Source organism: Sporosarcina sp. FSL K6-5500, from assembly GCF_038005665.1.
GTDB lineage: Bacteria > Bacillota > Bacilli > Bacillales_A > Planococcaceae > Sporosarcina > Sporosarcina psychrophila.
In genome coordinates this window covers 1833147-1853315 of the sequence record NZ_JBBOTP010000001.1, presented here as the reverse complement: position 1 = coordinate 1853315, position 20169 = coordinate 1833147, and the positions used below count along the sequence as shown (strand labels likewise).

The 20169-nt window shown below is 37.8% G+C and carries 19 protein-coding genes; 15 read left to right on the top strand and 4 right to left on the bottom strand.

The window, feature by feature from the left end; translation table 11 throughout:
• Nucleotides 1-426: 426 nt before the first annotated feature.
• Entirely contained in the window at nt 427-1617 is a 1191-nt protein-coding gene (locus MKX62_RS08580) for a M14 family metallopeptidase (RefSeq protein WP_340741232.1), read from the top strand.
• 505 nt (nt 1618-2122) lie between these two features.
• Nucleotides 2123-2929, top strand: coding sequence for a YitT family protein (locus tag MKX62_RS08575; RefSeq protein WP_067204532.1), 807 nt, complete (start codon nt 2123-2125; stop codon nt 2927-2929).
• 64 nt (nt 2930-2993) lie between these two features.
• Here the strand turns inward: MKX62_RS08575 and MKX62_RS08570 are convergent, their stop codons facing one another.
• Nucleotides 2994-3965, bottom strand: coding sequence for an alpha/beta hydrolase (locus MKX62_RS08570; RefSeq protein ID WP_340741231.1), 972 nt, complete (start codon nt 3963-3965; stop codon nt 2994-2996).
• 246 nt (nt 3966-4211) lie between these two features.
• Between MKX62_RS08570 and MKX62_RS08565 the strand changes: the two genes are divergently transcribed.
• The 4 genes from MKX62_RS08565 (at nt 4212) to MKX62_RS08550 (ending at nt 7307) form a co-directional block, all read left to right on the top strand.
• Nucleotides 4212-4361 carry a hypothetical protein gene (locus MKX62_RS08565; protein ID WP_187046415.1) on the top strand — a complete coding sequence of 50 codons (150 nt, stop codon included), beginning with the start codon at nt 4212-4214 and terminating at the stop codon, nt 4359-4361.
• Between the two features lie 403 nt (nt 4362-4764).
• A complete protein-coding gene (locus MKX62_RS08560) occupies nt 4765-5364 on the top strand; it encodes a glycosyltransferase family 2 protein (protein ID WP_067204523.1) in 600 nt (199 codons plus the stop codon).
• A 64-nt stretch (nt 5365-5428) separates the two neighbouring features.
• Nucleotides 5429-6451 carry a polysaccharide biosynthesis protein gene (locus MKX62_RS08555; RefSeq protein ID WP_340741230.1) on the top strand — a complete coding sequence of 341 codons (1023 nt, stop codon included), beginning with the start codon at nt 5429-5431 and terminating at the stop codon, nt 6449-6451.
• 1 nt (nt 6452) lies between these two features.
• Nucleotides 6453-7307, top strand: coding sequence for an SDR family oxidoreductase (locus tag MKX62_RS08550; protein WP_340741229.1), 855 nt, complete (start codon nt 6453-6455; stop codon nt 7305-7307).
• Between the two features lie 213 nt (nt 7308-7520).
• On the opposite strand, the gene MKX62_RS08545 is transcribed toward MKX62_RS08550, so the two are convergent.
• Nucleotides 7521-10742 (bottom strand): DEAD/DEAH box helicase, encoded by a 3222-nt coding sequence (locus tag MKX62_RS08545; protein WP_340741228.1) that lies wholly within the window; start codon nt 10740-10742, stop codon nt 7521-7523.
• A 594-nt stretch (nt 10743-11336) separates the two neighbouring features.
• Between MKX62_RS08545 and pgeF the strand changes: the two genes are divergently transcribed.
• The 3 genes from pgeF to MKX62_RS24425 all read left to right on the top strand — a co-directional run bounded on the left by pgeF (nt 11337) and on the right by MKX62_RS24425 (nt 13739).
• Nucleotides 11337-12119: a peptidoglycan editing factor PgeF gene (gene pgeF, locus MKX62_RS08540; protein ID WP_340741227.1), complete on the top strand. Its 783-nt coding sequence runs from the start codon at nt 11337-11339 to the stop codon at nt 12117-12119.
• 794 nt (nt 12120-12913) lie between these two features.
• A complete protein-coding gene (locus tag MKX62_RS08535; RefSeq protein ID WP_340741226.1) occupies nt 12914-13273 on the top strand; it encodes a hypothetical protein in 360 nt (119 codons plus the stop codon).
• Nucleotides 13274-13526: 253 nt separating this feature from the next.
• Complete coding sequence (locus tag MKX62_RS24425; RefSeq protein WP_445683525.1) at nt 13527-13739, top strand: DUF3967 domain-containing protein; 213 nt, start codon at nt 13527-13529, stop codon at nt 13737-13739.
• On the opposite strand, the gene MKX62_RS08530 is transcribed toward MKX62_RS24425, so the two are convergent.
• Both MKX62_RS08530 and MKX62_RS08525 read right to left on the bottom strand, forming a co-directional pair.
• Entirely contained in the window at nt 13736-13951 is a 216-nt protein-coding gene (locus tag MKX62_RS08530) for a hypothetical protein (RefSeq protein ID WP_340741225.1), read from the bottom strand. The two genes, MKX62_RS24425 and MKX62_RS08530, sit on opposite strands and share 4 nt — an antisense overlap.
• A gap of 12 nt (nt 13952-13963) precedes the next feature.
• Nucleotides 13964-14596: a hypothetical protein gene (locus tag MKX62_RS08525; RefSeq protein ID WP_340741224.1), complete on the bottom strand. Its 633-nt coding sequence runs from the start codon at nt 14594-14596 to the stop codon at nt 13964-13966.
• Between the two features lie 1607 nt (nt 14597-16203).
• On the opposite strand from MKX62_RS08525, the gene MKX62_RS08520 reads away from it, so the two are divergent.
• The 6 genes from MKX62_RS08520 to MKX62_RS08495 all read left to right on the top strand — a co-directional run bounded on the left by MKX62_RS08520 (nt 16204) and on the right by MKX62_RS08495 (nt 20100).
• A complete protein-coding gene (locus tag MKX62_RS08520; RefSeq protein ID WP_340741223.1) occupies nt 16204-16527 on the top strand; it encodes a hypothetical protein in 324 nt (107 codons plus the stop codon).
• A 678-nt stretch (nt 16528-17205) separates the two neighbouring features.
• Entirely contained in the window at nt 17206-17493 is a 288-nt protein-coding gene (locus tag MKX62_RS08515) for a hypothetical protein (protein WP_340741222.1), read from the top strand.
• A 210-nt stretch (nt 17494-17703) separates the two neighbouring features.
• Complete coding sequence (locus MKX62_RS08510) at nt 17704-18267, top strand: recombinase family protein (RefSeq protein ID WP_340741221.1); 564 nt, start codon at nt 17704-17706, stop codon at nt 18265-18267.
• 77 nt (nt 18268-18344) lie between these two features.
• Nucleotides 18345-18704, top strand: a complete 360-nt coding sequence (locus MKX62_RS08505) for a toxin C-terminal domain-containing protein (RefSeq protein WP_340741220.1) — start codon at nt 18345-18347, stop codon at nt 18702-18704.
• A 52-nt stretch (nt 18705-18756) separates the two neighbouring features.
• The gene (locus MKX62_RS08500; protein ID WP_340741219.1) at nt 18757-19257 is read left to right on the top strand and encodes a hypothetical protein; all 501 of its coding nucleotides are present in this window, start codon (nt 18757-18759) and stop codon (nt 19255-19257) included.
• A 690-nt stretch (nt 19258-19947) separates the two neighbouring features.
• On the top strand, nt 19948-20100 hold the full coding sequence (locus tag MKX62_RS08495) for a hypothetical protein (RefSeq protein WP_340741218.1): 153 nt from the start codon (nt 19948-19950) through the stop codon (nt 20098-20100).
• The last annotated feature ends 69 nt before the right edge of the window (nt 20101-20169 follow it).

Below are 20169 nucleotides of genomic sequence, written 5' to 3'. Positions count from 1 at the left end.
CCACGTAGATTTATTTCCATTGAACCGCTACGGCGCTAGGGGAGGCATCTCGCCTTAAGCCAGATGAGGTATTCTTTAACCTATCCGGAATAACCTCTTGGCATTAACTGTATAATTATAGTCAAGAAATCCGCAATCCAGGTTGCAGATTTCATCACTAATAATGAAATACTCTTTCTCACATAGACCATCCAGCGCAGGCGCGTCTTCGTGGTAGTCGAAGCGGGATTAGTGAGGAATCCTAATTCATTCCAAGTACAAGGGCTGTTTCAGTGGCCTCACAAAAGCCCTTATAAAGCGCATACGCCGTATTCATTTGTTCAACGTATATAGATTTTTAATTTCCCTTTTTAGTTTTATGTAATTGTTAAGCAATACTTCACATACTCTTATTACTGAGTATTTCCAACTAAGAGGAGGAAATGCATGGACATATTTGCTAGACCTGGAGATTCGTTTTGGAATTTCAGCCAGGTATTCAAGATGCCTCTTCAACTGATTATCGATTCCAACCGAAACATCAACACACAAATACTTACGACAGGTCAGCGAATTCAAATCCCTGGATTTGTTGCTACCAATTATAAAATTCAAACAGGGGATTCTTTATGTTTGATCGCACAAAGACTAAATCTTCCTTTGTATTCACTTCTTCTTGTCAACCCTAATCTTGAACCGAACCGCCTGCAAGTTGGACAGTTGATTAAAATTCCTCAGAGGATTACCTGGAGGCTTATAAACGGGAAACAAAATTTTGATTACGACATTATGATGAATGATATCAGAAGGTTACTAGCCGTTTATCCATTTTTGCAAACCGCTCCTATCGGAAATTCCGTTTTAAAACGAGAAATACCAGAAATCTTGGTTGGTAGTGGAACTAAACGAGTTCATTATAATGCTTCATTTCATGCGAATGAATGGATTACTACCCCTATCATTTTGACCTTTTTAAATGATTATTTGCTTTCATTAACGAACCAAACTACTATCCGCGGTCTTTTTACATTCCCCTTTTACCAACAAACGACATTATCCATTGTTCCGATGGTCAATCCGGACGGAGTTAATTTGGTGTTAAATGGTCCGCCTGCAAATGAGCCATGGCGAAGCAGAGTTGTTGAATTGAATAATGGTAGCTTGGACTTTTCAGACTGGAAAGCCAATATAAGGGGTGTGGATCTGAATGATCAATTTCCTGCCAATTGGGATCGGGAAAGAGCTCGTAATCCTAAGTATCCGGGTCCAAGAGATTATGGCGGTGAGCGTCCTTTGTCCGAACCTGAGGCAATTGCAATTGCGGACCTGACAAGAAGGCGGGATTTTGCAAGAGTACTCGCTTTTCATACACAGGGAGAAGTTATTTATTGGGGGTACGAGAACCTTGAACCTCCTGAGTCTGAAGTTCTTGTTAACGAGTTCAGTAGGGTCAGCGGATACGAATCAGTTCAAACAATTGAAAGCTATGCTGGATATAAGGATTGGTTTATTCAGGAATGGCGGAGACCTGGATTCACAGTTGAACTTGGTTCAGGAAAAAACCCGCTTCCCTTGGACCAGTTCGATGAAATTTATCAAGAGACGTTAGGGATTTTTCTAGCAGGGTTATATGTATGATTAATTAACAAAATTCAACTTATTATGCGGATGCCTGTGAACGTAACTGGGTTTGCTTGACGATATGTGGAGTCCTTCTCCAACACGTTAGGCTTTGCACACTAAATAATCATGACCGTTTGATAGCAAAAGGTATTCAATTCATAGTAAGGCAGGTAAACACGTATTGACACGTCAATTTTTCTCTGCTAAATTAACATCTAACACTAAAAGTCTATGACGAGAAAAAGTACGAAAAGGTCCCTGTTCCCTATTAAGTTGGCGCTTAGTGAAAGTCGACGAACAGCCCTTATCCGAAATTCATCTCTGAGATACAAGGCTGAAAAGTTAGTAAGCTTTGACGGTTTTCCACCGTTATCTGGAGCACGTATGAGAATACGTTGACTGAAAGCCGTTTGTTTTTTAGAAACCTGCGGAGTTATGGGTATAATCGCGAGCACAAACTCGTCCCTTATTTAGGGTCGAGTTTTTTTATTTGCCAAAGCTGGAAGGAGATTTACTAGTTATGAAAAATTTAATTGTCGTCTTAGGTTCACTCATTATTGCATTTGCTTTTAACTGCTTTCTCGTTCCTTTCGGGATCTTAAGTAGTGGTATTAGCGGAATCGCAATTTTACTCGGCCTAATCAGCCCATTTAACACCGGTCTATTGAATCTAGTCCTTAACTTGCCTTTGATTGTTTTAGGCTACTACAAACTCGGAAAAACAATTACCATTAACACACTGGTTTGCGTCGTGTCGCTCTCGGCATTCTTATACGTGATACCAGTCGTTGCTGTGACAGACAATATCCTGTTATCAACGGTTTTCGGTGGCGGCATTGGTGGTATGGGCGTTGGTCTTATCCTCAAATACTCAGGAACTTCTGGCGGTTTGGATATTATTGCGATTATCGTTTCCCGTACAAGTTCTTTCAGTATCGGCCTTCTCCTCACGGGGATGAATGGCGTAATCGTGCTACTTTCAGGATTTGTCTTTGACTGGGAAATCGCGTTATATACCCTGTTGTCTATCTATATCACTGGTAAAATGATCGATACAATCTTCACAGATCACGTCAAACTGACGATGCAGATTGTCACGACAAAAGGTGATTTAATACGCAATGAGTTACTGGGATCCATCTATCGTGGGATTACGATTACGGAAGGTTATGGGGGCTATACTCAAGAGAAGAAAGACATTTTAATGATGGTCGTCACGCGTTATGAAACGCTGCATGTTAAAAAGATTGTCCGAAAGCATGATGAAGATGCATTTATTAATATTTATGAGACAGTTGAAGTTGATGGTAAATTTTCAGTTAACTAGTAGATAGTAAAAAATTGGTGCCCGGTTCTGAAAACAACTCAAATTGTTTTAGAACCAGTGGCACCTATTTAAATTCAATATAACGGTTAAGAAACTGATCTATTTTCATATTGTATTTGTCTTCGTCCAACGCAATGGATTCACCGTGGTTTGCATTCGGGACAAGATAGAGTTCTGCGTCACTTGAAGTATGTCGATACAAATCCTTTGTCAACTCTGTTGGAACAAATGTATCGCTTTCCCCATGAATATACAGAATCGGGACACTCGTCTTCTCCACCTCTTTCAGTGCACTCGCTTCCCTGAATGAATAACCTGCCCTGATTTTGGTTAACACACTGGTGCTATCTAACAATGGAAATGCCGGCAGATGAAACATCCGATTCATTTGATACTGGAATAATTGATAGACGGACGCATAGGGACTGTCCGCTATGATGGCTTTGACCTGGCTAGGAAGTTCTTCTTCTCCACTAGCCATCAAGACGGTCGCCGCCCCCATCGATAAACCATGGTAGACCACTTTAATATCAGTTCCAAGTTTCTCCACCAATAGTTGTGTCCAATCAATCAAATCGAGCCGATCTGGCCAGCCAAATCCATAATAATTACCCTCGCTCTTTCCATGCCCTCGTGCATCAGGCATGAAAATATTATAATCCAAATCGTTATGATAATGCTGTCCGAATAGCCCCATTTGCTTCGCGTTTCCTAAATAGCCATGCGTTAAAATGACCAATTTATCCGTTGGCTTGGATGCCGGCAAATAGTAACCTGACAGTTTCAGTCCGTCGCGTGACGTTAAAGTGAGTCGTTCAAAATTTTGATCCGCGACCCAACCTATCCAATCTCCATTCAAAAAGAGGTTCATTGCCTTATCGGATACTTCCAAATCTGCATTCTTCTGCAAGAAATCTTTCGGTCCCCGCTTGACTGCTAGCTCATAAAAAAAGAAACTGCCGATGATTTGGATCAGCAAGAAAACTGTAGCAAAAAGAACAAGTAGCCTCTTCCATTTGATTCGAATCTTACTCATTCCCCTTTACTATGCTGTCTCTTAGCATTCATGACGCCTATGATTAGTATAGTAGAGAAACTGAGAAAAATGAAAGAAATCAATACAATTACAGGAAATACCAATAGAGTTTCTGATAGTCTATCGTATCACCCAAGCAATTCGTGCAAAAAGGAATGGTACCTATTTTGCATTCTCCTACATAGAACTCTGCACCTTGGACACAATAGCTAGGATGAAATCATTCTACAAAAGGAGGTTCAAGTCATGTCGGAAGAAAATAAAAACAAAAACAAAGACAAAGGTAAACAGCGGAATGCCCTCAAATACGATACAAAGCCGAAAGACGATGTTGAGTTTGCACGTGAAAGCGAATTTTTAAATTTAGATGGTAAGAAAAACAAAAGAAAGCGTTGAAAACAGTGCCTGTCAGTTTCCCCCTAGAGAACTGTTAACTGATGCACTGAATTCTACTTATCGCATCTAACATAAATCCCCCAAGTCAGATGAGCATCTGACTTGGGGGATTTGTTTTGGATATTTTTACTTAAAACGTTATTAACTCAGCTACTCATCCTCATACATAATCGATTTCTACCTACAGAAAACGCATCGGCCTAAAGTTTAAATAATCACACGCATATATTAATCGAGGACAGACGTATTTTTGATAAGCATAAGGTATGAGATTTCTTTTTAACAAGGTATCAACAATAACTTGTTACGAATTGCGCTAATTGGAAAATTTAACGGTAGATGATGCATGCTTTCTACTACCTTGGTATTAATTAATTGATCAATAAAGGAATGAGGTCTTTGAATGAAAATTAGTTTTCTAACTCCAGCTTACAATAGTGAAGAATGGATTAAGATAATGCTGGATAGTATTCCGAAAGAATATGCTTATGAAATTATTGTTTGCGACGATGGTTCCACTGATAAAACAGTAGAACTACTAAAGGAATATGAAAAAACTTGTCCACAATTAAAAATAATAACGCATGAAGCAAATAGAGGTGCTAGTGAATCATATAATCGATGCATTGCTGAAGCAACCGGGGATTATGTAGCAATCATTGATAGCGATGATCAATATTTACCTCCGATTCGGGATGTACTAGCACAAGTTGACGGTGAATATGACATTTATTACTACAATATGTTAACGAAACACGGACTACAATTTGTGAAAAGTAAAGATGATGCTTATACGTGGTGTGGACAATTTAAGATCATTCGAAGAAGTTTTATAGGGGATGCAGTGTTCACAACGAGAAAAGATTTTGCCGGAGATTGGGATTTTAATAGAGTATTAATGGATAATAACCCCAAATGTAAATATACTGGACTATTTGCCTATTGGTATAACTATCCTAGAGAAACTTCCGAATCTGATTTGCATCTTAGAGGGCTGAAATAAGGAAATGAATGTCGTTCTATTTCTGGAACAGCCTCTCCAATGAAAGGAGTTGACCTATAACTATATGTTTAAAGATAAAATACTACTAATAACAGGTGGAACTGGTTCATTTGGTAACGCTGTATTAGAAAGATTCTTAACTACTGATATCAAGGAAATTAGGATATTTTCAAGAGACGAAAAAAAACAAGATGATATGCGCATTTTATATCAGAGTAACAAAATTAAATTTTTCATCGGAGATGTACGTGATAGTAGCAGTTTAAATAACGCTATGTACAATGTAGACTTCGTTTTTCATGCAGCAGCCCTTAAACAAGTTCCCTCTTGCGAATTTTTCCCCTTAGAAGCCGTAAAAACAAATATTCTTGGAACAGAAAATGTATTAACTGCAGCGATAAACGCAGGTGTGAAAAAAATCATTTGTCTCTCTACAGATAAAGCCGCATACCCTGTCAATGCAATGGGGATTTCAAAAGCGATGATGGAGAAAACATTCATTGCAAAATCTAGAATGGTTACTCCTGACAAAACCTTAATTTGTGGAACTCGCTACGGTAACGTGATGGCATCCCGTGGATCAGTCATACCATTGTTCATAGAACAAATTAAGAACGGAAAGCCGTTAACGGTTACTGATTCCAAAATGACTCGTTTTATGATGAGCCTTGAAGAAGCAGTCGAATTGGTGTTATATGCCTTTACAAATGCAGTGAATGGCGACATCGTAGTTCAAAAATCACCCGCTTGTTATATAAAAGATTTAGCACAAGCATTGATTGAATTATTTAATGCGAAAAATGAAGTTAATATCATTGGTACCCGTCACGGAGAAAAAATTTACGAGGTACTTCTTACGAAAGAAGAAGCAGCCAAAGCAATTGATATGGGAGATTTTTATAGAATTCCTGCTGATAACCGAGATTTAAATTATGGGAAATACCTCGAAGAAGGTTCCCCTAAAATTACGTTAACCGATGAATATAACTCTAATAATACAAAGACCCTTTCAGTAGATGAAATAAAAGAAAAGTTGTTAAAACTAGATTTCGTTAAAGACGAACTGCGTAAATGGAATGGAGGATAACATGAAATTCCTAGTTCTTGGGGCAACTGGAATGGCAGGTCACACCATCTCATTATTTTTAAGTGAGAAAGGGCATGAAGTTACTACCTTTTCAAGAACAGCATTTCCTTATTGCAAGAACATAAATGGGGATATTATGGATGATTTTTTGTTGAATTCAATTCTAGTAAAAGAAAACTATGACGTAGTGATCAACTGCATAGGTATTTTAAACGAAGCGTGTGAGTTAGTACCGTCAAGAGCTGTCTATCTAAATAGTTACTTGCCACACTTTATAGCCGATAAATTAAAAAACACCAACACTAAATTAATTCATATGAGTACAGATTGTGTTTTCTCAGGTAAATCAGGACCCTATTCCGAAGATAGCGCTCGTGATGGTGAAACTTTTTATGATCGAACGAAAGCTCTGGGCGAAGTTAATGATAACAAAAATTTAACCTTTAGAAATTCAATTATTGGTCCGGATATGAAAAGGAATGGAATTGGTTTATTTGATTGGTTTATGAAACAACAAGGAACCATTAATGGATTTACAGGAGCCATCTGGACTGGCGTCACTACTTTGACTTTAGCAAAAGCTATGGAAAAGGCTGCAATCGAAGATTTAACAGGGTTATATCACCTTGTAAATAATCAGAGTATAAGTAAGTTTGATTTATTAAATCAATTCAATGCAAATTTTAAAGCGGATGAGTTAACGATTTTGCCTAGCGATTCCGTCAATGCTGATAAAACATTGATAAATAACCGACAGGATTTTTCATTCAAAGTACCAAGTTATGAAAATATGATCATAGAGATGAAACAATGGATTTGGACACACAAGAATTTATACCCACACTATTTTCAGTAACCGTTGACCATGTTCTTCAGATAATGGAAGTAAAAACAAAGGTACCTAGTTCTGATGCGATTTAGAATTGTTTCAGAACCAGATACCTTTTTTAATTTGTAGTAAACGGGTTTGCGACCATTACTTTTCTTTAATATCCTAAGGTCACTGAAGACTTTCCCCTTGTAAAAATTACTAATTGCTACCTCGCGTTCACACTGTTCTTAACTTGCTTTATAACATTAATATTTCCCGAATGTCTTCTTCGGTTAAAGTAGACGACGCTTTCTCCTCAGAATCGATGATTTCTTCAATCAGATGCCTTTTCTTATCTTGCAATTCATTTATTTTCTCTTCGATTGTACCGCGGGCAACAAGCTTGATGACTTGTACAACATTTGTCTGGCCAATACGATGCGCACGGTCTGCTGCTTGCTCCTCAACCGCAGGATTCCACCAAATGTCATATAGAATAACGGTATCTGCTCCCGTCAGATTGAGACCTGTACCGCCTGCTTTCAAGGAAATGAGAAATAAATCACGTTCACCTGCATTGAATCGATTACAAATTTCCACGCGTTTCTCTGATGGCGTTTGTCCATCAAGGTAGAAATAAGGCAGTTCTTGATTCGCTAACTCTCTACCTATAAGTCCAAGCATTTTCGTGAATTGGGAAAAAATCAACACCCTTCTTCCCGACAGCTTGGATTCCTCTATAATCTGCATTAGCTGTTCAAATTTCCCCGAACTTCCTTTATAGCCATCCACAAATAAGGCCGGGTGACAGCAAATCTGTCTTAACCGAGTCAAACCAGCGAGAATTTTGATGCGGTTTTTTCGGAGTGTATCCTTGTCGAGATGTTTCAGTGTGTCGTGTCTGAGCTTAGCCAAAAAGGCAGCATATAGCTTCTTCTGATCAGGTAGCAACTCCACCGATTCCAGCCACTCGACTTTTTCAGGAAGCTCCGCAAGGACATCCTTTTTCAACCTACGAAGCAAAAATGGACGAATCCTCCGGGCAATCGTTTTCCTTGGCAGATTACTGAATTCCTTAAGACCCTGAAATAATTCAGGAAAGACAACCCGGTAAATGGACCATAGCTCTTCTAATGAATTCTCTATCGGTGTACCAGTTAGGGCGAAGCGGTTATCTGCCTGTATCTTCCGCGCTGCTTTTGCTGTTTGTGTCACAGGATTTTTAAATGCCTGTGCCTCATCAAAATAAACGGTATGAAAGAACTGTTTTTCGTACCACATGATGTCACTGCGCAACAACGGATAGGAAGTGATAAGAACGTCCATATCTATTACATCCTTCTGTAAATTGCTCCGCTCTGTCTTATTACCATCTACCACAACAGCTTGAATCTCTGGAGAAAACTTCATGATTTCACTTAACCAGTTATACGTCAAAGATGATGGGCAGACAATAAGAACCGGGAACTTCTTTTTACGGATGTTAGGAAGCTCGGATAAAATAAACGTGATGCTTTGCACTGTTTTACCCAGCCCCATATCATCTGCAAGAATCCCGCCGAATCCGTAATGAGCAAGTGTTTTCATCCATTTGTAGCCATCTTTTTGGTAGTCCCGTAATATTGGATCCAAACTTTTTGGGACTTCAAACCCCAAACTGTCTGGATTGTGGACGTTCTCCAAAAATTGCAGGAACGATTTCTCTAACGTGAACACATCACGATTATCGACTGAATCAAGAAGCTGAAGACCTTGAGCAAATGGTAATATCAAACCGCTTTCCAATTCTTCATGCTGTTCAGGAAGTGCATTCAAGAAGCGGTTCATTTCTTCAAACTCCCTCGTCTCCAATGAGAGTATGGATCCATTACCCAATCGATAGTACTTCCGTTTTTCTTTTAGAGCCAATAGAACTTCACGTATATGCTTTTCAGGGATACCATCGAGCTCAAATTTGAATTCTAGCCAATTGGTTCTCTCTTTTTTCATCTTCACAGTAATCTTCGGGTGAGCTTTGCCTCTAAATATCCGATTTTTCACAGCCGTAGTTGCATATATTTGCGCAAACGTTTTAAGCTTCGGAACGACATGATACAAAAATTCATATTCCAATTCTTCATTGTGCAAAAAATAACCGCCGTCTGTCTTGGAAAACAAGCTTTTTTCTATTAACTGCAAGATCTCTTCTTCCTTATCCATATCCCTCACAAAAGTGGAGCTTGCCGGGATATCCCCAGTAGGTTCCAATGGATTGATCATAATATTTTCATAATGAAACTCCAACCCAACGAGCAATCGGTTTTTCACACGATCCAAGTACACTTTAGCAATTAGCGGTGTCTTAAGAAGGTGCTTATACATACTGTCCGATAGTTGTACATTGCCTAGTTTCTTCAAACCAGGCACCACTTTTTCTAGAAAAAAACTAACCTGCTCTTGAGGAATCGAAATTTGATTCGTTCCTGAACCATCAAGCAACTCCTTTAGGTCCGAGAGACGTTTACAATCCTCACTTTTCAGCTGGATTAGTTTCCCTTCAGATAAGACAGAGCTGTATGAATTCAGCACAACCATTTGATTCGACCCTTTGATCTTCAGTTGATAGCCTTTGCCCTCAGCTTCAGCAAAGTCAAACTGTAAAGAAAGTGGTTCGTTCGATACACGAAGACCGGCATACATATTCCCGCCATATTCCAATTTAATCGATGGTACTCTCTCAAGTATGGGAAATAGCCTGTCCCAAGAAGATGGAGGAATCAGTAGTGTATGATGATCGCTGACATAATTTGATTTCCCCAACAATTCATCAACATATACATCTTCATCATGAATTACTTGGATAAGCTGCTGGATCAAAGCATTTGTTTCTTTTTGAAAGCAATGAAGATTAGGGTTAAACGTGAATGAATTAGAAAGCACGCTAGTATGTCCGTCTTTCACATGCTTCAGAAAGTCCCTGATATTCTGCACATTAGTCGGACCAATCCTCACCTTTATTCCAAATATATGCCGCCCCTCTCCTAGGGTAACGGCTTTGCACGTAAATTCCACATCAAGCACTTGCCTGTTTTCAAAGTGAAGCTGATGACCGCTTGAGCGTTTAGGCTGGGCATTGAAAAGTGTCAGTAAGCCTTCCGTTAGTTCTTGATTTGTTAATGAATCAGACTGTAATCCACTTAGACTATTGGGGATTTCCTGACGCTGAAGTGCATTAATCGATAGTAAAACGGCTGCAATATGCTGACAATCCATTTGAAAGGAAGCTAGTGCAGGGCAGCTACACTTCGTGAGTAAACCCCCTTTTTCATCCTTTTTAATGCTGACATGGAAATCTTCCATTCCTGCAACCGTTGCTTCACAACCATTAGGACCGTAGTTTTTAACTGTCACTTTATTAGCCCGATAAAAAGCTTCACCCCTTTTGAAGGAGACTGTACCGCACTTGTCTTTAATTAACTCTCGGTTTAATTTTATATTCATTGGTCTGCCTTCTCCCTCGTTTCGGATTCCGGGTTCTCGCTTATTACCTTGAGTATACCAAACAAGCTTTCGGTAATGTAGGGGTTCTGGAACAGTTTGGAGTTAAATGAGAACTCGTCACCCATATAGGTGATTTAACTGAGATTCACCTTTAAAAACAACCAGATAGCGCAAGGTAAACAGACATCCATTTGAAGGACAATTATATCCTTTAATGGGTGACCATATTTTCACATTCTTGCAACTAGATACTCGGTACTTAACAAAATGGAAGCAAGTTGTTTTTTTGTGCTTAATACTAGGGAGCATTTTCCAATACCGCTTCGTCGCTTGGTGATGGCCTCCCGTAATGAGCCCGCCAGAAGATCACTGTCAGTCTCATTACTTCGGCTCACACTTGTCGCTCCTTCGCTAGAATCATTCGTCGTACAAGGAGATTATTAAAGTTTCTATTGAATTCTAAATATAAATTTAAAGTGCCTAGTATATAGCGGTAAGCCGCAACATAAAATTCATGAATTTCTTCATCAACATTATCGAAAGCCATGATTTTTTTTGAATAGATAGTAAGGTATAGTAAAGCTAGGTGATGATATGAAAACAAAGATTTACGTAAACAATGACAAATTTATAGCAGGGATGACCATGAAAGACGGAGCCGAACTTGAACACAACAACATGGCGCTCCATGCCTGCAAAAAAACCGATAATATAATTGAAAACCGAAAAAGATTAGCCGCTTCCTTACAACTCGAGCTGAGTGACTTCGTTTGTGCCACTCAAACACACAGCGCTAATTTCTATCGCGTGACGCTCAACGATAAAGGACAAGGTGCCGAGCGAATGGACACCGCCATTGCGGACACAGACGCCTTGTATACCTATGAGCCCAATCTTGTATTATGCAGCTTTACTGCTGATTGTGTACCCGTGATTTTTTTCAATGAAGTGAACGGCCTCATCGGCGTGATCCATTCTGGATGGCAAGGCACAGTCAAAGAAATCACGTCGAAACTATTCGAACATTTAACACAAGTTGAACGCTGTAATCCGAGCGATTTTCACGTCCAGATTGGTGCAGCGCTAAGCCAGGAAAAGTTTGAAGTCGATGAAGATGTCTATTTAAAATTTAAAGCGCTTGGCTATGCGGATGATTTTATGTATTACAATGACGACACTCACAAATATCACATCGATAATCAGCTCGTCGTGAAAAGGCAATGTGAGTTGGCGGGAATTCCAGCTGAGCGGATTGCGATTGATCGAACTTGCACGTATGTAGATCCAGATGGTTTTTCTTATCGAGAGGATAGACAATGTGGGAGGCATTTGGGGTTCGTTGTAAAAAAGGACATTGACCAAATGGAGATAGAGTAACAATCAATTACATCAATGCAAGCTATCCGAAAAAGCACATCAGCTTTATACGTTGATGTGCTTTTTCGGATATTACTGTTTTCTCAAATAGCGAAACTTCCCCCTTGCGGCAGGGTCCACCCTAAACTCGCAAAACCTTGTGGCTCTAGGTTCATGAGTCTGTTAAAGGTTACTAAGTCTATTAAGTCTTTAAATAAAATCATTATATAGAATTCGCTAATTAACATGCATTTCTCTTTTTCTATAAAAAATCAAGACGAATTATTACACTTAGACACAAAAGGATCTTACTAGAAAAAAAGAGGATAAATCCTCAAAAAGGACAAGTCCTACTCTCTCAGACTATCAAATATAGCCACGGAAACGCACAGGTTGCTCATAGACCAATGATAAACGGAAATAGGTGTATATGTCTTTACCTCTTCTTTTACGGATGATTCTAGACTATCTGTGAGCGTTTTTAGAAAACCGAAGAAGATCAGCGGAAATGGCGAAAGGATTTTGTATAATTATTCGTTTAGACACGTCTAGCGTCCACCAGAAAGCCCGTTAATTCAACGATGTATAAAAATTTGATGCATAAAAAAGGGAAGGGCTATAGGAGAGAAACTGAGGCATGACAAGGGGTTGCCTGTTGAAAACAACTGCCGAGAATGGCTGTTATGTTAACCTGCTGTGCATGGCGCATGCAAGATTGTTCAGCGATCAATTCGAAGGTTTGCAGATTGATCTCATGTAGCGAATCCAATTTCTTGTTCAACAATCGGGCCATTTTATCGAAAAGAGGTAGTAAGATGACAAATTATTATTATTTAGCCTCAGATAAAATAATGAGGTTAGGCAATGGTTCAGTTGACTTTACTGAGACACATGCAGGTGTAATCCCAGGTTTTGATTATCCAATTCAGTTGGAAATTTATAATGGCATTGAAAAAGAACGGGAATCGCGGGAGCTATTGCAATATATTCGTAACCACACCGCACCTTATAAAGCGTGTACAGTGCAAGTAGCTAATTTATTAAACTCAAATAAAGTGGAGCTGAGAGTACAGAAGAAACATAAATTACTGCTACACGAAATTATTGATCCAAAACAACTTTTATTGCAAGAAGGGCATTTGTTGACTATTGAAAAAGTGCCAGTTACCCAATGATTTTTATAGAAGTTTTTAGAAATAGTCTTTACTCTATCTAACGGGCGCGATTGTTTAATATGCGTCTCTTTTTTCTTCTTCAACTAACGGGTGATTTAGTTCAAGTATTGGCTGCCTTTCATGGCAGCTTTTTCTTATTGAGTAATGGAGTTAACTACTGCCGTGAACTCGCGTTATGTTAACCTGTTGTGCATGTAGCATAATTGTGTGAAAACAAATTCACTAATCACAGAATGAATTTAATCAAAAAATATTGGAGCGACTCGAAGCTCACGAAATACGCCAGGTCGAAAGAGATAAAAATTTATTGATCGCTCTTAGAGAAACCCAAGAAGTAAAAAAACAAATTGCATCCACCCAACAAAAAAATGGTGGATGTTTTGGAAATAAGACCTTGCCCCTTTTGAAAAGGCAAAAAAAAAAGCGTAGCAATTGCCACACTTTTTTCTCTAATTTACTAGATTAGCTATTGGTAGTAATTTTAATAGACTTTTCACCATTTAAAATGAAATTCACGTTCCACCTAGGATGAATAACAACATTATTTTCCTCATCAAACTCTAGAGTTAAATGAATTTCGTCATCATCTTTTGTCAATACAGCTAATCGATTATTATCCTTATCCCAGTAAGTTTTAAGATTTTCAGAAATATCGATTGTCCATTCATTAATTTTCATACTCTCTCTCCTTTAATCAGCTAAAATTTTTCCATTCTTGTCTAAGGACGCTTTTCTGTCTCCGTTTTTCTTTATTTTCCACTTCCTCCCTCCATGTCCTCCTGTATCTTTATCGACACTCCATTTTCCATTGAAAAATTCACCGGAATTCTTATTCAAAGGAGTATTAAGATGTTTATCTTTAAATTGCCCTAAATCAACAGTGTTACCATCTTTCCTCAATGATTTTGGAATAGTAGCCCCAGTAATATATGGAGAAACAACAGATTTTACTGTATTAAAAAGTGCACTTCCCGTACTCGCTATAATATTTCCTATCATAACGCCACCAGTATAAATTGCAACCGTCCCTACACCTATAATTGTTATATTAGTAACAAAATTGCCGATTCCTACTGCTGCTGCAAACATTTTAATCTCAGATTTTCCATTTCTCTCATGAACTTTTATAGCTTCATTTATCAATTCAATTTCAAATGGTTCTAGTTCTAAAACCTCATTATTCACTTCACCAGACAAAAATAATTCAATAAACTCATCTGCCGAGTATTCTTCAGCTTCAACAGACCTACTCATGGTAAAAATAGTGCTAAATGATAATACAAAACACAGAACTAAAACTAAATAATTTTTACTTTTTTTCATTCGAATCACGCCTTTTTTTTATTTGAATAAACTTATAAAATGTAAAATGAAGGATATTCTTTTCCATATTAGCACAAAAAAATAAAATTTTCCCCAATTTTCCATAATTACTATTAACTCGCTATTCGAAGAACTCCGAACACACTTTAGTATCAAATACACTATTTCACATTACGTTTCCCAGAACCCATATACATTTTTTCTTCAAAAATCAAAATCCCGAATTCCGCATTCCGTTTTTCATTTTGAACAAGATTCCACTAGAAAACGAGAAATTCAAATTCCGGATTAACTCGATTCCGAAATTCTGTAATTCAATTAACCCAGTAACTCTTTTAATATAAATCACAATCGTCCAACGTTCTGTTCGCTGTATTTACAGTTTGATCTCGTGGAATTAATCCAATTACTTGTTAAACTAACGGGACAGATTAATGTTCACAAATGGAAACATTCCTTTTTGAGGGAGGTGAAGTTGATGAAACGTATCTTTTTACTTATCCTGGCTTTAATGCTTGTTTCACTATTGATGTATTTCTCAACTACTGCAATCCCTTCACCTTAATCTACATAAACTAACGGGTATTTTAGTTTAAATATCGGCTGCCTTTACAAGGTAGCTTTTTTATTGCGTATTGAGTCCCTAAATTTTCTACGGGATTAAAATCTGTCTTCCTCTCCCAACTTGCAAGCAATCGTCTAGTGTGAAAAGCGTCAAGGATAAAGTCAAGTAAATAAGGTCAAAAGATATATATACCAAACATGTAGAGTATAGGGGGGCGTAAGAAAAGAATGTAAGTATCTTATTTATTGCATTGCAGCTGGGACTCAATGTTTCCACTATTAGGTGGCATATCGAAAATGAATCCAAAAGTGAACTGGAAAATGAATTGGTGAGTATAACGAGGGGGTAAACGAAGAATAACGGTATGATAATGGAAATTATTCCACCGTTTTCGTAACATAATTTCGATAACCTCTACAACTGAAGTGAGCATTCCCAAAAAAGGTTTGGATTTCCCCACCGAAAAAATTATTTTTTTAATGGCTGCTATTGAATATTGAAATTGAAAGTATACCCTTCCTTCTATTTAGCGGTTAGATGGGTAGGACATCGAGAAGTCGTTCCTATATTGACTGTAGGTATGCTGTTTGTGGTGTTTATGTAGTATTAATCCCCCGACGAGGTTCTCAAATTTACTATGTATGCAAAAAGTACAGGAGACAGCCACCCCCCAGACAAGGTACCTCGGTGGGTATCCATTCCGACTATGACAGTGATTACTAATCTAATGGTAGTGGTTAATCGTTAATCGTCGAATCCGTAGCATTGGCCCCCCCTACATTAGACATAGACTTTAGATAGTACTGGAACCGCGTAGGTAGTGGGTTCTTGTTTGACCGTCATATGTGTTGGGTTGTGACAATCTCAGCCTCGCGGATCTCGCGTTCTCTCTCGCTGCTGCTGTTGGTTTGGTGGGCTGTCATCGCCTTACTGTCTAGCTGTCTGCCTTTCCATCTATCCGTGGTGTGGTGGTGCTAGTGGTGTCGCCGCAATTATGGTATAATAAGGAAAAAGATAATCGAACAAAAACGGAGGTGGAAAAATGAGTTTGAAAAGAAAGCCAGTAATTTTCTTTTTAACGTGTTTTGTTATAGGATCTGCACTATTTTGGTATTCACAAAAAGAGTCATATAGTGCAGAGAACGTTGTTGTGTCTGCAATGGACAGATATGAAGTGCAAAGTATCCAAGTTGGTGAAGAAGGTGTAATTGATGAAGTTGATAAAACGAGATTCGTAATTCGGATAGATGTTTACGATAAAAATGATATACCTAAAGTTGAATCATACTTACAAAAAAAATTATCTAAAGTAGATTTAGCACAATATGATATACAAGTGTTTTCTAATAAAGGGATAACTTATTAAACAGGACTGTCAATAGACCGTCTTTTTTTTATTCTCTTTAGGTGTCGTAAGTGCTGAATCTTTGAATACTATTTAAAATAATCAGAAAGTCATGTTAAAATGAAGGGTATTACGAATAAACCTTGTTCAACTAACGGGGCAGGATAGTTCAATAAGACAAGTTGACTTCAAAGTATATTTATTTTTTCTTTGAGGATTTTTACTTTACATAACACTACATAGAAGGGAGCCCATCATTTATGAGTCCTGTAAGATTTTTTATTTATCAATTCATCTTATTTATCGCACTTCTTCTTCTCAATATTTACTCTGACCCATACATAAGCAAACCATTTACTCTTGTTGATTTAATAGCAATATGTATAACAGCTCCTATCTTTATACTGCTTATCAGCCTGATAGGTAAGTTATACATACGTTTCAATACAAGGTTACGAAACAAGGTCTTACTCTCTATAACAGCCTTTATTTTAGCAATCATATGTTTAGTAATAGTAGAGAATATTTGGTTTGAAATAAAAGGGGAGATATTATTCAACTAACGGGTGCTTTACTTGAAGATCGTTGAGATGCTTAGACGGCTCTTTTTTCTTCTTGAACTAACGAAGCAGTTTAGTTTAAGAAGAACATTAGCTTTTAAAAAATAAATTAAAGCTAATAAAGAAATGGGGCGAAAATATGCGTAGAATGGTTACTTTCCTTTTTATTGTACCACTTGTTATATTAGTTGCTTGTGGTAATTCAGAACCTAAAATCACTCAAGAGGAAGTAGAAACAATTGTTTTGCAACATCTTGCTATAAACTACAACAAAGATGAAAATGAAATTGAAATAAAATCAGTGACCAACGATATGGGAGAGTATAGCGTTTCTTGGATAATAGCTGAGAATTGTGAAGTTGGTGTTATTCAAGTAGATGACCAAAACGGTAAAATAATAAAAGCTTGGGAATCAAAGAATTGCTAGGATAATGAAATTTTTTAGAAGATACTTTTTTACTAACGGGTGCTTTAGTTGAACAAGAAGGCCGACCCTTTTATCGGCTATTTTTACACCATAACGGAGTCATAACTTCTAAGTATTGACACCAAAATCAGGATGCAGTAATATCAAGGCATCAATCGGTGTCGTAACTAAGTGTCATAAATAGACCGCAAAAAAGGGGGGCAAATACATATGAAATATGGTTATGGTCGCGTAAGTACAGCATCACAAGATTTAGAGTTACAGCTACAGACATTGAAAAGTGAAGGTTGTGACAAAATTTATTCCGAGAAATTCACTGGAACTAAAGCGGATCGCCCCCAATTTGTAGAGTTACTTTCATTGCTGAAAAAAGGGGATACATTGGTAGTTACGAAGCTAGACCGTTTCGCAAGATCGGCAGAAGATGGGGTAAATCTAATCAAAGAATTGCTTTCAAAAGGAATCAAGGTTCACATATTAAATATGGGACTTGTAGAAGATACATCAATGGGCAGATTAATTTTAAGAATGTTATCAGCCATTGCGGAATTTGACAGGGATATGATAGTTGAACGATTAGCAGAGGGTAAAGCAATTGCGAAGCAGAATCCTGATTTTCGTGAAGGTAGACCGAAGAAATTCACTAAAAAGCAAGTAGCACACGCTTTACAGCTATTAGAAACAAATTCCTATAAGCAAGTAGAAGAAATTACAGGGATTTCTAAAAGCACACTAATCCGTGCCAAAAGAGAAGTAACAAAAGGGTTGCTTTAGTTTAAGTATCGGCTGCCTTTACAGGGCAGCTTTATCTTATTGAGTAATGAAGTTAACTACTTCCGAGAAGAACAGTTATGGTACTTGTAACAGGTGCTGTTATTATTGGAGATGTGATGTGGGAAGCCACTACTTCAGTTGCAAAGAATATCATAAATTTACTTTTTTTTAAAAATGATCCTGTATACAAGACAGATAAGGAAGCAGAAGCAGCTGCAAAAAAACTTGGTTATAAAAAAATTAGTGAGAAATGTGGTAAAGCCGCGATTTTTGATAAGGTGAAAAAATCCACAAAAGGGCCTGGTTATATATCTCGTGATATAGATAATCATAGCGGTAAGGCTGCTTGGAAAGGTGGCACTTCGCCGCAAAATCTCTGTTCAAAAGATAGAAGGAGTGGTACGTATGATACGAAACTCGACAGGGTCGCCGACTAAATCCATTAATACTAAGTCCGGGGTTCTCCTAACTGAACCGTGGAGTTCTTCTATGTATTTTGATGCACCCGTGGAGAATCGTGTTAGATTCTCCACGGGTTTTTTTTGTGAAGTTCGAGTAAAAGGTATTCAAAAGTTTATTAACGACCTCACGTTGGGTGAGCCAACTATCGATCTATTCATTTCCCTAGAATACAATAGGAGAAAGAAATATATTGCTAAAAACTTATCAAAGCGTATATGTTTAGTTAATTGGAAAGAATATAAACTAACAAGTGAAGAGTTTGATCTTGACGATGGGTTTGGTAAGATTGCATCAATAAAAGATGTACCAGTAAGTGAGGCAATCTTATATACAATAGATGTACTTCTCAATAAAAACACTTGTGCTTTCAATGCTTTATTTATTATTGTTACGAGTAAGTATCTAATCCACTTCGGAGCGAGCGGAGACGTAATCAATATCCTTTCTAAAGACCCTAAGAATATTGATTATATAAAAATGGGTTATAAGGGTATTTTTGATACTGTTCACGATGAACCTTTAAGCTGAAATCAAAGTCAAGATGATTTGTTAAAAAGCGACCTATCCATATATCTGAACGGAAGTGCTAATTGTCTCACAAGTTATCTGTATTTACATTCTTACAAACTCCATTACTCAATAGTAATGGAGTTAACTACTTCCTTGAACGGGTGTTATGTCAACCGCATCTATATGAGAGTTAAAAGGTAACAAAAACAGGGTCGCTGTTATATTTCAAAACAGTTCAATATAGCAATTGAAAACTTCGAAATGAAATGATAAACTTATTGCATATCAACTTACTTTAACTTTTAATACCGAACCCATGCGGGATCGGTGATGACTAATAGAGGTCTTTGGACCGATTGAGACACAGTTCTTTTTTTGCTGTGATTAAAAATCGGACCAGGGGCTTTTTTCATTCGATTCATGGCGAGTTATCAAAATTCGCAATACGGAATATCATACAAAAATTAAGAAGGATGTTCCCAAAATTCGAAACGATCGAAGGCCGAGAAATCCGTATGTATGAGGGAAAGGCCAATGCTTTAACCTATCACGGTTTGCGATACAACTACATCCAGAATCGAACGATTTACTGCTGCATGTGTCCTCTCTCCAGGACGAATAAACAGCCGGCCACCTCTTGGAACGTCCTGAATTCTGCTTTCCATCACCTGTCGCCATTTCCCATTTTTCGCTTCAATAGGATAGAAAATGTATCTTTCAGTCCTTTATTATCGGAAAGTTCAAGAAATAGATAAAGGCTATTCTAAGTTACAAGCTGCAGCAATTGTCACAAAAGAAGTTGGTCATGAACGAGTTGAAGTGATCAACGTGTATTTGGCCAGAAAAATAACTACTCAATAAAGAAAAGTTGAGCTCTCGGGCTCAACTTTTCTGTTTGGGTTTATATTTTAATGGGAATCCGTACTTCTT